Annotated in this window: 12 protein-coding genes; 7 read left to right on the top strand and 5 right to left on the bottom strand. The window is 68.3% G+C overall.

Annotated elements, in window-relative coordinates; translation table 11 throughout:
• Positions 1–34 precede the first annotated feature (34 nt).
• From KF871_RS01195 to KF871_RS01205, 3 genes are all read left to right on the top strand, one after another.
• Complete coding sequence (locus KF871_RS01195) at positions 35–1,015, top strand: ABC transporter substrate-binding protein (RefSeq protein ID WP_291137087.1); 981 nt, start codon at positions 35–37, stop codon at positions 1,013–1,015.
• 17 nt (positions 1,016–1,032) lie between these two features.
• Complete coding sequence (locus KF871_RS01200) at positions 1,033–1,821, top strand: ABC transporter ATP-binding protein (protein ID WP_291137090.1); 789 nt, start codon at positions 1,033–1,035, stop codon at positions 1,819–1,821.
• 104 nt (positions 1,822–1,925) lie between these two features.
• Entirely contained in the window at positions 1,926–2,693 is a 768-nt protein-coding gene (locus KF871_RS01205; RefSeq protein WP_291137395.1) for an ABC transporter permease, read from the top strand.
• Between the two features lie 30 nt (positions 2,694–2,723).
• Here the strand turns inward: KF871_RS01205 and KF871_RS01210 are convergent, their stop codons facing one another.
• Complete coding sequence (locus tag KF871_RS01210; RefSeq protein ID WP_291137093.1) at positions 2,724–3,434, bottom strand: hypothetical protein; 711 nt, start codon at positions 3,432–3,434, stop codon at positions 2,724–2,726.
• Between the two features lie 24 nt (positions 3,435–3,458).
• On the opposite strand from KF871_RS01210, the gene KF871_RS01215 reads away from it, so the two are divergent.
• Positions 3,459–5,753: an ATP-dependent DNA helicase gene (locus tag KF871_RS01215; RefSeq protein WP_291137096.1), complete on the top strand. Its 2,295-nt coding sequence runs from the start codon at positions 3,459–3,461 to the stop codon at positions 5,751–5,753.
• Here the strand turns inward: KF871_RS01215 and KF871_RS01220 are convergent.
• Complete coding sequence (locus KF871_RS01220) at positions 5,736–7,055, bottom strand: hemolysin family protein (RefSeq protein WP_291137099.1); 1,320 nt, start codon at positions 7,053–7,055, stop codon at positions 5,736–5,738. The genes KF871_RS01215 and KF871_RS01220 overlap by 18 nt on opposite strands.
• A 90-nt stretch (positions 7,056–7,145) precedes the next feature.
• Here KF871_RS01220 and KF871_RS01225 point away from each other — a divergent pair, with 90 nt between their 5' ends.
• Positions 7,146–7,982: a symmetrical bis(5'-nucleosyl)-tetraphosphatase gene (locus tag KF871_RS01225; RefSeq protein WP_291137102.1), complete on the top strand. Its 837-nt coding sequence runs from the start codon at positions 7,146–7,148 to the stop codon at positions 7,980–7,982.
• Between the two features lie 12 nt (positions 7,983–7,994).
• Here KF871_RS01225 and KF871_RS01230 read toward each other — a convergent pair whose 3' ends face one another.
• From KF871_RS01230 to dcd, 3 genes are all read right to left on the bottom strand, one after another.
• Complete coding sequence (locus KF871_RS01230) at positions 7,995–9,422, bottom strand: DEAD/DEAH box helicase (protein WP_291137105.1); 1,428 nt, start codon at positions 9,420–9,422, stop codon at positions 7,995–7,997.
• A 117-nt stretch (positions 9,423–9,539) separates the two neighbouring features.
• On the bottom strand, positions 9,540–10,427 hold the full coding sequence (locus tag KF871_RS01235; RefSeq protein ID WP_291137108.1) for a neutral zinc metallopeptidase: 888 nt from the start codon (positions 10,425–10,427) through the stop codon (positions 9,540–9,542).
• A gap of 41 nt (positions 10,428–10,468) precedes the next feature.
• On the bottom strand, positions 10,469–11,035 hold the full coding sequence (gene dcd / locus KF871_RS01240; RefSeq protein ID WP_291137112.1) for a dCTP deaminase: 567 nt from the start codon (positions 11,033–11,035) through the stop codon (positions 10,469–10,471).
• A gap of 175 nt (positions 11,036–11,210) precedes the next feature.
• On the opposite strand from dcd, the gene hemP reads away from it, so the two are divergent.
• Together hemP and KF871_RS01250 are read left to right on the top strand one after the other, a co-directional pair.
• Positions 11,211–11,348, top strand: coding sequence for a hemin uptake protein HemP (hemP, locus tag KF871_RS01245; RefSeq protein ID WP_291137115.1), 138 nt, complete (start codon positions 11,211–11,213; stop codon positions 11,346–11,348).
• Between the two features lie 159 nt (positions 11,349–11,507).
• On the top strand, positions 11,508–13,700 hold the full coding sequence (locus KF871_RS01250) for a TonB-dependent hemoglobin/transferrin/lactoferrin family receptor (protein WP_291137118.1): 2,193 nt from the start codon (positions 11,508–11,510) through the stop codon (positions 13,698–13,700).
• The last annotated feature ends 16 nt before the right edge of the window (positions 13,701–13,716 follow it).

Here is a 13,716-nt window from a genome sequence, read left to right on the forward strand (position 1 = left end):
CCGGCTGACCCCCTACCCCCCCGAAGGAGATGACATGGCTTCGATCCGGACCCGCAGTGCATTGACCCTGGCCGCGCTCGCCTTGTGCAGCGGGGCCTTCGCCCAGGAAAAGTTCACCTACGTCACCAACTGGTACGCCCAGGCCGAGCACGGCGGCTTCTACCAGGCGATGGCCGACGGCAGCTACAAGGCCGCCGGGCTGGACGTGACCATCCGCATGGGCGGGCCGCAGGTCAACATCATGCAGATCATGGCCGCCGGCCAGGCCGAGTGCGTGATGGGCTACGACGTGCAGACCATGAGCGTGCGGGCGCAAGGCATCAACGCCGTGACGGTGGCCGCCTCCTTCCAGAAGGACCCGCAGGTGCTGGTGGCGCACCCCGACGTGAAGAAGATCGAGGACATCAAGACCAAGACCATCCTGGTCTCCAGTGCCGGCACCACCACCTACTGGCCCTGGCTGCGCAGCAAGTACGGCCTCAGCGACAGCCAGATGAAGCCCTACACCTTCAACATCCAGCCCTTCATCGCCGACAAGAACATGGTGCAGCAGGGCTACCTGTCGTCCGAGCCCTTCGCGATCGAGAAGGAAGGCGGCTTCAAGCCCAGCGTCTTCCTGTTGTCCGACCACGGGTGGCCCCCCTACTCGACCACCATCGTCTGCATGGAAAAAACGGTCAAGGAGCGCCCGCAGGCGCTGGCCAAGTTCGTCAAGGCCTCGATGGAGGGCTGGAAGAAATATCTCACGGGTGATCCCTCGGCCGCCAACGCGCTGATCAAGAAGGACAACCCGAACATGACGGACGACAAGATTGCGCATGGCATTGCGCAACTCAAGGCCACCGGCATGGTGTTTGGCGGCGACGCAGCCACCATGGGCGTGGGCATCATCACCGACGCCCGCATGAAGGCCACCTTCGACATGCTGGTGGCCAACAAGCTGATCGACCCCAAGGTGGACTACAAGGCCACCTACACCGACCAGTTCGTCAAGGACTTGAAGATCCTGCCCTGAGTGACGGGCGACGCGGCATGAGCGAACTCCCCCCTGCGATCGAAGTCCTGTCGGCCGAGCAGACCTACCCCAACGGCACGCGCGCCTTGCTGCCGGTGGATCTGCAGGTCGCGCAGGGCGAGTTCGTCACGCTGCTGGGGCCTTCGGGCTGCGGCAAGAGCACGCTGCTCAAGATGGTCGCGGGCATGCTGGACCCCACCGAGGGTCGCATCCTGCTCTGGCGCAAGCCGGTGCGCGATTTCGAGGCCGGCGGACGGCGCCTGTCGTTCGTGTTCCAGGAGGCCACGCTGATGCCCTGGGCCAATGTGCAGACCAACGTGCGACTGCCGCTGGATCTGGCCGGGCAGGCCCGAGGCGCCAGCGACGCGCGCGTGAACGATGCGCTGGCCCTGGTGGGACTGGAATCGTTTGCCACCCACCGGCCACGCGAGCTCTCCGGCGGCATGCAGATGCGGGTGTCGATCGCGCGCGGCCTGGTGACGCAGCCGCACCTGTTGTTGATGGACGAACCCTTCGGCGCGCTCGATGAAATCACGCGCAACCGCCTGGACGACGACCTGCTGCGCCTGTGGCAGCAGCAACAGCTCACCGTCGTCTTCGTCACCCACTCGATCGCCGAGGCGGTGTACCTGTCGCAGCGCGTGGTGGTGATGGCGGCGCGCCCCGGCCGGGTGATCGAGCAGGTCGCCATTGACGAGCCCTACCCGCGCGGCCCCGACTTCCGGGTCAGCCAGCGCTTTGCCGAGCACGCACGGCGCCTGCAGGACAGCTTGCTGCGCGCCAGCGGCGAAGCCAGCTATTCCTGAGGCAAACCATGGAAGTGTCTGCCCTGCCCGCCGCCGTGGTCGACCCACCAGCAGACGCCGCACCGACTGCTGCCACGCGCCCGTGGGTGCAACGGCGCGAGCTGATGCGCTATCTGGCCCCGGTGCTGGTGGCCTTGCTGCTGCTGGTCATCTGGCAGACCTGGGTCGTGGTGGCCGAGATCCCCCCCTTCTTGGTGCCCTCGCCATGGTTGATCGCGCAGACCCTGGTCAAGGACTGGGGCCTGCTGGTGGGCGCCCTGGGCGTCACGCTGTGGATCACCCTGCTGGCCTTTGTCGCCTCGGCCGTGCTGGGCACGCTGATCGCGTTCGTGTTCGTGCAGAGCCGCTGGATCGAGACCGCCTTCTTTCCCTACGCGGTGCTGTTGCAGGTAACCCCCATCGTGGCCATTGCCCCGCTGATCATCATCTGGGTCAAGGACACCACGCTGTCGCTGGTGATCTGCGCCACCATCGTCGCGCTGTTTCCGGTGATCTCGAACACCACGCTGGGCCTTCGCAGCGTCAACCCGGGCCTGGCGGCCTTCTTCAAGCTGCACCATGCGTCGCGCTGGGCGGTGTTATGGCGCCTGCGCATACCCAGCGCGCTGCCCTACTTCTTCGGTGGCCTGCGCATCTCGGCCGGGCTGGCGCTGATCGGTGCGGTGGTGGCCGAGTTCGTGGCCGGCACCGGTGGCACGGGCACTGGGCTGGCCTACCAGATCCTGCAGTCGGGCTATCAGCTCAACATCCCGCGCATGTTCGCGGCGCTGGTGCTGATCTCGGTCACGGGCGTGGCCCTCTATCTGCTGCTGGCCGCGGTCAATCGCTGGGCCCTGGCCGGCTGGCACGACAGCGAGGTCGGGCCGCACTGAGCCAGGCGCGCGCCTCGACGGTGGCGCCGCTCACAACAAGGCCTGCACCGGGTCGTCGCCCACCACCGGCGCGGCCTGCGCGAGCGCCAGCCACACATGGTGAGGCAGTGCGGGCACGGCGCGCCGGGGCGCGTCGCGCGCCACCTGCCAGCCTTCTGCGGTGTCGAGCATGACACCGCATTCAGCGGGCACATCGTCCGCGCCACCAATGGCCCGACCGCGCGCATCGCGGCCCAGCACGTACCAGAGTGCGCCCGACATGGCCAGGTAAGCGGCCCGCTTGGCCTCCTGGCGCAGGTCGGCCAGCAGGTCGGCGCGGCTGACCTTGATCTCGTGCACCACAGGCTCGAGCCAGTCGGGGCGCGAGCTGCGGCGGATGGAGAACACGTCCGGGTTGGCGAGCACCCAGTGGTTGGCGCCATCGGCTTGCACCAGCGGCGCCCGCAAGGACAAGCCACACCAGGCCAGGCGCCCCTGCTGCAGCTGGGCCTGGGCCACGCGCGCGACCAGCGCCTCGTGCGCGTCGCGCCGCGTCCGGTGGGACCGCTGCGCGCGCGCCAGCACGGCAATGCCGGCATCGGTAACCCGCAGTTGCTCGCGGCCCTCGGCGTCGAACACGCGCTCGAGCAATGCCGCTGCCAGCAGGTCGACTTCGATCGGGTCGTGGCACGGCCAGCCCGACGAACGCAAGGTGTCGCGCAATCGCTGGTGGTGGCGTCGGGTCAGCGGTAGCTCGTCCATGGGGCCCGTATGATGCCCCGCGCTGTGAGTTCCGAAGCCGCTTCCGTCGACGCCGATGCCCTGCCCCGCGTGGGTGTTCGCACCCTGTGCGCATTTGCCGCGCGCCGCGGCGACCTGGACCACCGCTTCACGCCCGCGCCCAGTGCGCAGGCCGGCATCGAGGGCCACGGTGCCGTCACCGCCCGTCGTCCCTCGGGCTATCAGCGCGAGCGCAGCCTGGGCGCCGCCTGCGGCGGCCTGTGGCTGCAGGGCCGCGCCGACGGTGTCGATGTGGACGCCCGGCGCGTGGAAGAGATCAAGACCCACCGCGGCGACCCCGCGCTCATTCCCGACAACCAGCGCTCGCTGCACTGGGCGCAGGCCAAGGTCTACGGCTGGTTGCTGTGCGAAGCCGAGCAGTGGTCGCAGATCGACGTGGCGCTGGTGTATTTCGATATCGACAGCGGTCGCGAAACGGTGCTGTCCGAAACCCACAGCCGCGAGGCGCTGGCGGCCCACGCGCTGGCGCTGAGTGGCCGCTACCTGGACTGGGCCCTGCAGGAGCGTGCCCACAGGCGCGCTCGCAATGCGGCGCTGCAGGCGCTGCCCTTTCCGTTTGACCACTATCGCCAAGGCCAGCGCGAGCTCACCGAGGCGGTGTTTCGCTCGCAGCGGGCGGGTCGCCACCTGTTGGCGCAAGCGCCCACCGGCATCGGCAAGACGGCCGCCACCCTGTTCGGCGCCTTGCGCGCGATGCCGGTGGTCAACAGCGACCAACTGCTGGTGCTCACCCCCAAGGGCACCACCCGCACGATCGCGCTCGACGGCCTCAAGCGCCTGAACGCGCAACCGCTACGGGTGCTGGAGCGCCTGTCGCGCGACAAAAGCTGCGAGCACCCCGACCTCGCCTGCCATGGCGAGTCCTGTCCGCTGGCACGCGGCTTCTACGACCGGCTCGCCGATGCGCGCGCCGCCGCGGTACGGATCGGCTGGCTCGACCAGCACGCCGTGCGCGTTGTGGCACGCGAACACGCCATCTGCCCCTATTACCTGACGCAGGAGCTGCAGCGCTGGGCCGACGTGGTGGTGGGCGATGTGAACCACTGGTTCGACCTCAGTGCCCAGGCCTGGGCGATGGCGCGCAGCGAAGGGTGGCGGGTGCAACTGCTGCTGGACGAAGCGCACAACCTGGCCGAGCGCGCGCGCCAGATGCACAGCGCCGAGCTCGACCCCCTGCGATTTGCGGCCTGGCGGGCGCAAGCCCCGCGCAGCCTGGCCGGCAGCATGAATGCCGTGCACCGCGCATGGGGAACGCTGGCCAGCGACTGGGCTGGCGGCACCACCATCGACGACGAACTGCCCGGCGCGTTCGTGCACACGCTGCGCCAGCACCTGAGCCGCCTCACCGACTTCATGGCGCAACACCCGCAGGCCGCAGCGCCCCTGCAACCATGGTTGTTCGAGGCCCTGCAGTTCCTTCGCGTCGCCGACCAGTTCGGCGATCACAGCGTATTCGAGCGCAGTGCCGGCACCGCCCCACGCCGCGGTCGGCCACGGCCACGTCTGGCCTTGCGCTGCCTGTTGCCCGCCGAGCTGCTGCGCCCGCGCTGGGAGGCCGCGCACGCGGCCACGCTGTTCTCGGCCACGCTCACACCCATGGACCACACCCAGCGCCTGCTGGGTTTGGGCGAAGCGACCGCCCAGCTGGACGTGGCCTCCCCATTCGAACCATCGCAACTACAGGTGTTCATCGCCAAGGGCCTGTCCACGCGCTGGGCCGACCGCGCGCGCACCCTGCCCGACCTGGTGGCGGCCCTGCAAGCACACGTGCGTGGCACACCCGGCAACCACCTCGCGTTCTTCAGCAGCTTCGACTACCTGGACCAGGCCATGAACGCCTTCGTGGCCGCAGCGCCCGACGTCACCGTCTGGGCGCAATCGCGCAGCATGAGCGAGTCCGCACGCGAGGCCTTTCTGGCCCGGTTCGAAAGCGGTGGCACGGGCCTGGGCTTCGCGGTATTGGGCGGTGTGTTCGCTGAAGGCATCGACCTGCCGGGTGATCGCCTGGTGGGCGTCAGCGTGGCCACGCTGGGCCTGCCACCGCCCGAGCCGCTGAGCGAGGCCTTGCGCGAAAAGCTGCAGCGCGCGGGTGGCAACGGCTGGAACGATACCTACCTGTACCCCGGCCTGCACAAGGTGGTGCAGGCGGCAGGACGCCTCATCCGCACCCCGCAGGACCGTGGCAGCGTGCTGCTGCTGGATGCGCGCTTTGACGAGCCGGGCGTGCGGGCGCTGTTGCCCGCGTGGTGGCCCGCTGCCCGCTCAGCCGTCGATCTCTGACGCCTGGTCGGCCTCTTCCTCGGGTGGCAGGGCGGTGATGAGCACGCGGTCGATGCGCCGACCATCGAGCTCGATCACCTCGAAGCGCCAGCCGCCGACATCCACGCACTCACCGTTCTGCAGCAACGAGCCCGAGGCCGCCTGCATGAGGCCCGCCACGGTGGCGTAGCGGCCCTTGTCTTCGTCGGGCAGGGAGTCGATCTCCAGGCGCGACTTCAGCTCGGCAACCGGCATGGCGCCGTCAATCTCCCAGGCACCGTCGTCGCGCTGGCGTGCCCAGGCATCGACCGGCAGTTCGGGCGACAACTCGCCAGTGATGGCCTCGAGCATGTCGCGCGGCGTGAGCAGGCCCTGCACCACGCCGTACTCGTCGACCACGAACACCATGCGCGTGGCGCGTTCGCGGAACTGGTCGAGCAGCTCCATGCCGCTGAGGGTTTCGGGCACAAACACGGCCGGCGACACATGCGTGCCCACCGGCTGCGCGTCGCCCTCGGCCTGCAGCGCGAGCAAGCGCGGCACGCTGATGACACCCACCACGTCCTCCAGACCGCCACGGCACACCGGGTACCAGGAATGGGCGCTCTCGCGGGCCTTGACCAAGGCATCGCCCACCCCGGCGCGGGCGTCCAGCCATTCGATCTCGGAGGCCTGCACCATGATCGAGTTGAGCTGGCGGTCGTCGAGGCCGAACACATTGCGCACCATGCGGTGCTCCTGCGCCTCGATGATGCCGGCGTCCACGCCCTCGGCCAGGCTGGCGTTGATTTCTTCTTCGGTGACCTGCTGACCGCCGGCGTTGTCCACGCGCAGCAGCTTGAGCACCCATTGGGTGGTATGCGTGAGCAACCAGACAAAAGGCTTGGCGCCGGTCGCCACGGCGGCCATGGGCCGCGACACCCAGCGCGCCACCGGCTCCGGGTACAGCTGGCCGATGCGCTTGGGCACCAGCTCGCCAAAGACGATGGTGATGAAGGTGATGACCGTGACCACAATGGCCGTGGCCAGCACGCCGGCGACCGTGGCCTCCAGCCCCACCGATTGCAATCGAGCGGCGAGGTCGTCGCTGAAGGCGGCCTCGCCAACGATACCGTTGAGCATGCCGATGGAAGTGATGCCCACCTGCACCGAGGACAGGAACTGCGTCGGGTTGTCGAGCAGCTGCAGGGCGGTGACGGCGCCCTTGTCACCGTCGTCGGCCATGGCGTTGAGACGGGCCTTGCGGCTGGAGGCCAGCGCCAGCTCCGACATGGCAAAGGCGCCATTGAGCAGCGTGAGGAAGGCGATGAGGACGATATCCATAATCAGGCCCGACCCTGGCGCAAGATGTGGCCCGGGCTGCGCCCTGAGACGGCGCACGTGGGGAATCGATTTCTCTGTGGAATCAAAGGCATGTCACTGTATCTGATCGGCGATGTCCAGGGCTGCGATGAGGCACTCGGTCGCTTGCTCGACGAGGTGGGTTTTTCACCCAGCCGCGACCGCCTCATCGTGGTGGGCGACCTCGTCAACCGCGGACCGGCTTCGCTGGCGGCCATGCGTCGGCTCATTGCGCTGGAGGGCAGCGCGCAGTGCCTGCTGGGCAACCACGACCTGCACCTGCTGGCCGTTTCGCACCGCGTGCGCAAGCCGCACCGCAACGACACGCTCGACGACATCCTGCAGGCCGACGACCGCGACGCCCTGCTCGACTGGCTGCGGGCGCGGCCACTGGCCCTGATGGAACACGGCTGGTTGCTGGTGCACGCCGGCGTGCTGCCCGACTGGAGCGACACCGAAGCCCTGACCCTGGCCCACGAGGTTGAGACCGTGCTGCAAAGCCCGCAGTGGGCGGATTTTCTGCACGAGATGTACGGCAACCAGCCGACGCGCTGGCGCGAAACACTCACGGGCAGCGATCGCCTGCGGGTGATCGTCAACGCCTTCACACGGCTGCGCTTTTGCAGCGCCAGGGGCGAGATGGAGTTCGCCACCAAGAGCGCCGCCGCCACGCCACCGGCGGGCTTCATGCCCTGGTACGAAGTGCCAGGCCGGCGTACCGCGCAGGTGCCGGTGGCCTTCGGGCACTGGTCCACACTGGGACGCCTGCGCACCGACACCTTGCTGGCACTGGACACCGGATGTGTCTGGGGAGGCTGCCTCACCGCCGCCCGCCTGGACGCAGGCCAGCGCGCCTACGAATGCATCGATGTCCATTGCGCCGCGGCCCAGACGCCAGGGCTGGACTGAACAGCGCAGTGCTCAGTTGCTGTCGACCGGTGCCGATGCCTTGAACAGGGCCGGCACCTTGCGGCGCGTCTTGATGTTGGGTGACGTGCCACGGGCTGCGTTGCTGCGGGGCTGCTGCTGGGCCTCCCAGGCCGGCGGGGCTTCGCGGGTCTCGGGCGCCTCGTAGGGCTTGTCGAAGAACGGGTCGACCGGTGCGCGCGGCGCCGGCTGGGGCCGCGGCGAACGCGCTTCGCGCCCGCCTTCTTCGCGTTGCCAGGCACGCTGGCCGTCGTTGAAGCGGCCGGCAGGTCGGCGATCGGGTTCGAGCTCAAGCGCCTCGATCTCCAGCTTGCGACCCACCAGCTTTTCGATGTCGCCCACCAGGCGGGCGTCGCGGCCGCCCACGAACGACACCGCCAGACCCGAGGCGCCGGCACGGCCGGTGCGGCCGATGCGGTGCACGTAGTCTTCGGCGTTGAACGGAATGTCAAAGTTGAAGACCGCCGGCACGTCCTTGATGTCGAGGCCGCGCGCGGCCACGTCGGTGCACACCAGCAGGTCCACATTGCCTTGCTTGAAGGCATCGAGTGCCTTCAGACGCTCGTCCTGGCTCTTGTCGCCGTGCAGGGCCGCGGTGTTGAGGCCATCGCGCTCAAGTGAGCGCGCCAGGCGGGCACAGCCCAGCTTGCTGTTGACGAAGACGAAGGCCTGCTTGATGCCGCGCTCGCGAACGATCTGGCGCAGGGTCGCGCGCTTGTCGTCGTCGTCGACGCGGTAGAAGTGCTGCTCGACGGTGGACGCGGTGGCGTTGGAGCGCGCCACCTCGACGGTGATCGGGTCCTGCAGGTAGCTGTTGGCCAGGCGCTTGATCTCGGGCGAGAAGGTGGCCGAGAACAGCAGCGTGGTGCGCTGCTTGGGCAGGTAGCTCAGGATGCGCTGCAAGTCGGGCAGGAAGCCGATGTCGAGCATGCGGTCGGCCTCGTCGAGCACCACGTACTCGACCTGGTTGAGCACGCAGTTCTTGGCCTCGATGTGGTCGAGCAGACGGCCCGGCGTGGCCACCAGCACTTCCACGCCCTTCTTGAGCTCGGCCGTCTGTGGCTTCATGTCCACGCCACCGAACACCACGGTGCTGCGCAGCTGGGTGTACTGGGCGTAGAGCTTGACCTGCTCGGCCACTTGGTCGGCCAGTTCGCGCGTAGGGAGCAGCACCAGCGCGCGCACCGGATGGCGCGCCGGCGAGGTGGAAACGTTTTCGTGCTTGAGCAGGCGCTGCAGCAGCGGCAGGCTGAACGCAGCCGTCTTGCCGGTACCGGTCTGGGCCGCGCCCATCACGTCGCGGCCGGTCAGCACCTGCGGGATGGCCTGCGCCTGGATCGGCGTCATGGTTTCGTAGCCCATGCCGGCCACGGCCTTGGCCAGCGCAGGCGCGAGATTGAGTTCGGAGAAGCTTTGGGTCATATCGGGTCGTGTGACCCACCCCGAAAAATGCCCGGGCAGACCACCTGTGAAGCCGGGTATTGTCGCATCCAGCCCGATTCGGGCGCATCCGGCGCCCAAAGCCGAGCGAGATGGTGGCTAAAGCCGGGCCGCCTTGAAGGTGTCACAGGCCCGCACGTCGCCCGTCTCGAGGCCGGTGCGAAACCACCGCTGGCGCTGGTCGCTGGTGCCGTGGGTGAAGCTGTCGGGCACCACCTGCCCCTGGCTTTGGCGCTGCAGCGTGTCGTCGCCGATGGCCGCGGCTGCGTTCAGGGCTTCGTCGATGTCGCCCGGCTCCAGAATCTGGCGCGTCTGCTGGTTGCGGTGGGCCCAGATGCCGGCGAAGCAGTCGGCCTGCAGCTCCAGGCGCACCGACAGCGCGTTGTATTCGCGCTGGCCCATGCGCCCGCGGGCCTTCTCCATCTGGTCGGTGATGCCGAGCAGGTTCTGCACGTGGTGGCCGACCTCGTGGGCGATGACGTAGGCCTGGGCGAAGTCGCCTGGCGCGCCCAGCTGGCGGCGCAGCGTGTCGTAGAAGCTCAGGTCGATGTAGACCTGCCGGTCGGCCGGGCAATAGAACGGCCCCATGGCGGCCTGTCCCGTACCGCAAGCGGTGGGCGTGGCGCCACGGAACAGCACCAGCCGCGGCTTCTGGTACTGCGAGCCGGATTCCCGAAAGATTTGGTCCCAGGCGTCTTCGGTGCCACCCAGCACCGAGGCCACGAAGCGGCCCATGTCGTCGCTGGGTGCGCCGCTCTGGCCCTGGGGTGCCTCCACCTGCGTGGGCGCCTGCAGGCCACCGCCGTCGAGCGCGCCCAGGATGGTCAGCGGGTTGATGCCGAACACCCAGCCCGCAATGAGCGCGATGGCGATGGTGCCCAGTCCGATGCCACGGCCACCGCCCAGGCGTGGCGCTCGGCCCATGCCGCCGGGGCTGTTGCGTCGGTCTTCAATCTGATCGGAGGCTCGGTTGTTTTCCCATTTCATGGTGTGTCTCCTGCCCCGTCCGGTGTGGCCTGGTGTGGCCGTCAGGCCTTGGGCAGGGTGACCCCGACCTGCCCCTGGTACTTGCCGCCACGGTCCTTGTAGGACACGTCGCAGACCTCGTCGCTTTCAAAGAACAGCACCTGCGCGCAGCCCTCGCCCGCGTAGATCTTGGCCGGCAGCGGCGTGGTGTTGCTGAACTCCAGCGTCACATAGCCTTCCCATTCGGGCTCGAAGGGCGTGACGTTGACGATGATTCCGCAGCGGGCATAGGTGCTCTTGCCCAGGCAGATGGTCAGCACGTTGCGCGGGATGCGGAAGTACTCGACCGTGCGCGCCAGCGCGAAGCTGTTGGGCGGGATGATGCAGTGGTCACCGTGGAAGTCGACGAAGCTCTTTTCGTCGAAGGCCTTGGGATCGACCACGGTGCTGTGGATGTTGGTGAACACCTTGAATTCGGGCGCGCAGCGGATGTCGTAGCCATAGCTGCTGGTGCCGTAGCTGATCACACGCTTGCCATCGACCTGGCGCACCTGGCCGGGCTCGAAGGGTTCGATCAGGCCGTGTTGCTCGGCCATGCGGCGGATCCACTTGTCGCTCTTGATGCTCATGGCGCGCGATTGTAGGCAGGGCGTTCGCGCAAATCCGGGCGTTGGTCAGTGCATCGGTGAGCCGCGCATGGGGTGGGCGGATTTTTCGCTCATCAGATACGAATTGTTCGCATTTGTGTTTATACTGCGGGCCGTGAACGCTGCACCACCCCCTCCACCACCCAACGCCCCCGCGGTGACCGCCGCGGCCACCCCGCCGCGCGTGCCCTTTGCCGAACTCAGCAGCGGGCGGCGCGAGGTCTACATCGAGCACGCAGGCCAGGTCTACCGACTCAGCCTGACGGCGCAGAACAAGCTGATCCTGACCAAGTAAGGACGCCGCCCGCCGCGCCAGACCCTCTCCGCCCCCAGCCAGCCAGTTCACCGCCGCGTGCGGTGCCACGAGCCAGCCTGTGTTGTTCAACCCACACCAGGTGATCTCGTGACCGCCCGACCTACTTTCGCTTTCGCTTTCGCATTTCCGCTCCGCCCTGTGGCCCTGGCCTGCAGCCTGCTGGCCACCACCACCTGGGCCCAGACGCCCCCAAGCGCCGACACCCGCCAGGTGGCGGCGGCCACCACATTGCAGCCGGTGGTGATCTCCGGCTCTCGCAGCGAGCGCGCCCTCGACGAAGTGCCCGCCCGCATCGACGTGATCGAAGGCGACGCGCTCGATCCCACCCGTGCCCAGGACATCCGCGAGCTGGTTCGGGAACTGCCCAACGTGGAAGTCAAACGCGCGCCGCAGCGCTTTGGCGCCGTGCAGGGCAGCACCGGCCGCGACGGCAACGCCGGCTTCAACATCCGCGGCCTGCAAGGCAACCGAGTGCTGCTCACGATGGATGGCATCCGCATGCCGCGCGAGCTCAGCAACGGCGTGCTCGGTGCCGCGGCCTTCGGGCGCGATTACTACGACCTCGGCCTGATCTCGCGTGTGGAGATCCTGCGCGGTTCGGCCTCGGCCCTGTATGGCTCGGACGGCCTGGCCGGCATGGTCTCGATGTACACGACCAACCCATCCGACCTGCTCAAGCCGGGCCAGACCTTCGGCGGCCGCGTGGGCGTGCACGCCGACAGCGAAGACCACAGCATGGGCGCCGGCGTCACGCTGGCCGGCATCGCCAGCGACCGCTGGCAGTGGCTGGGCAGCCTGCAGACCGGGCGCGCCAGGGCGCTGGACAACCAGGGCACGGTCGACGCGCCGAACAGCACGCGCACCACGCCCAACCCGCAAAAAGACCGCGACGTCTCGGCCCTGGCCAAGGCCATCTTCACGCCCGGCGGCGGCCAGACCCACACCTTCACCCTCGAGCACGTGGACAAGTCGTCCGAGGTCGAGGCGTTGAGCGCGCGCACCACCACCGCCACCGGCACGCTCGACCTCGACGGCACCACCGACATGCAGCGCACCCGCGCCAGCTGGGACGGCCGCTTTGCGCTCGGCAGCGGCTGGGCCGATTCGCTGCGCGCCACACTCGGCCTGCAGCGCTCCGAATCGCGCGAGGTGACGCACGAGCTGCGCACCACCGCACCCACCGAACGCGTGCGCGACGTCACCTACAAAGAGACCTTGTGGCAAGGCGTGCTGCAGGCCGAGCGCACGCGCGCCATCGGCAAGGACTGGGCCAACACGCTGATCTACGGCGTCGACGTGTCGGTCGCCGACCTGAACAACCTGCTCACGGGCCTGGGCGCGCCTTCGGGCGAGACCTACCCGCTCAAGCGCTTTCCCGACACCCGCGAGACCACCGCCGCCCTGTTCGTGCAGAGCGAGTTCGTGAGCGATCGCTGGAGCATCGTGCCGGCCCTGCGCTACGACCGCTTCTCGCTCGACGCCAAGGCCGACAGCCTGTACCCGCAAACGCCGGCCAACCTGTCCGACAGCGCGCTCTCGCCCAAGCTCGGCCTGATCTTCCGCGCACAGCCGCAGTGGCAACTGTTCGCCAACGCGGCCGCCGGCTTCAAGGCGCCCAGTCCGCTGCAGGTCAACAACAACTTCCAGAACATCACCGGGCCGTTCTTCTACTACGAGACCATCCCCAACCCTAACCTCAAGCCCGAGACCAGCCGCTCGCTGGAGCTGGGTGCGCGCGGCGAGCACAGTGGCTTCAAGTGGCTGGCCACCGCCTTCACCGGCCGCTACAAGAACTTCATCGAAGACAACGTGCAGATCGGTGGCTCGGGCACCGCGGCCAGTCCGCTGCAGTACCAGTCGATCAACCGCAACCGCGTCACGCTCAGCGGCTTCGAGCTCGAAGGCCAATGGGCGCTCTCGCCAGCGACCACGCTCAAGCTTGCCTACGGCCAGACCCGCGGCCGCGACACCGTGCTCGACCAGCCAATCAACTCGGTCAACCCGGCGAAGCTGGTGGCCGGCATCGAACACCGCGTGGCCGACTGGACGCTGGGCGCCACCGTCACGCACAGCGCCGCCAAGGACCGCGACGACATCGACTTCAGCAACACCGCGCAGCAGTACGCCACGCCCTCGTGGACCACGCTGGACCTGCGCGCGAGCTGGCGCATCACGCCGGCCACCCGCCTGAGCGCGGCCATCCACAACGTCACCGACCGCAAGTACTGGGTGTGGGGCAACGTGCAAGGCGTGGCCAGCAACCTCACCACGTTGGACGCGTTTACCGCGCCCGGGCGCAGCTTCTCGGTGGCGCTGGTCACCGACTTCTGAACCGTTTGAACTGGAG

Source organism: Hydrogenophaga sp. (assembly GCF_019635465.1).
Lineage (GTDB): Bacteria > Pseudomonadota > Gammaproteobacteria > Burkholderiales > Burkholderiaceae_C > Hydrogenophaga.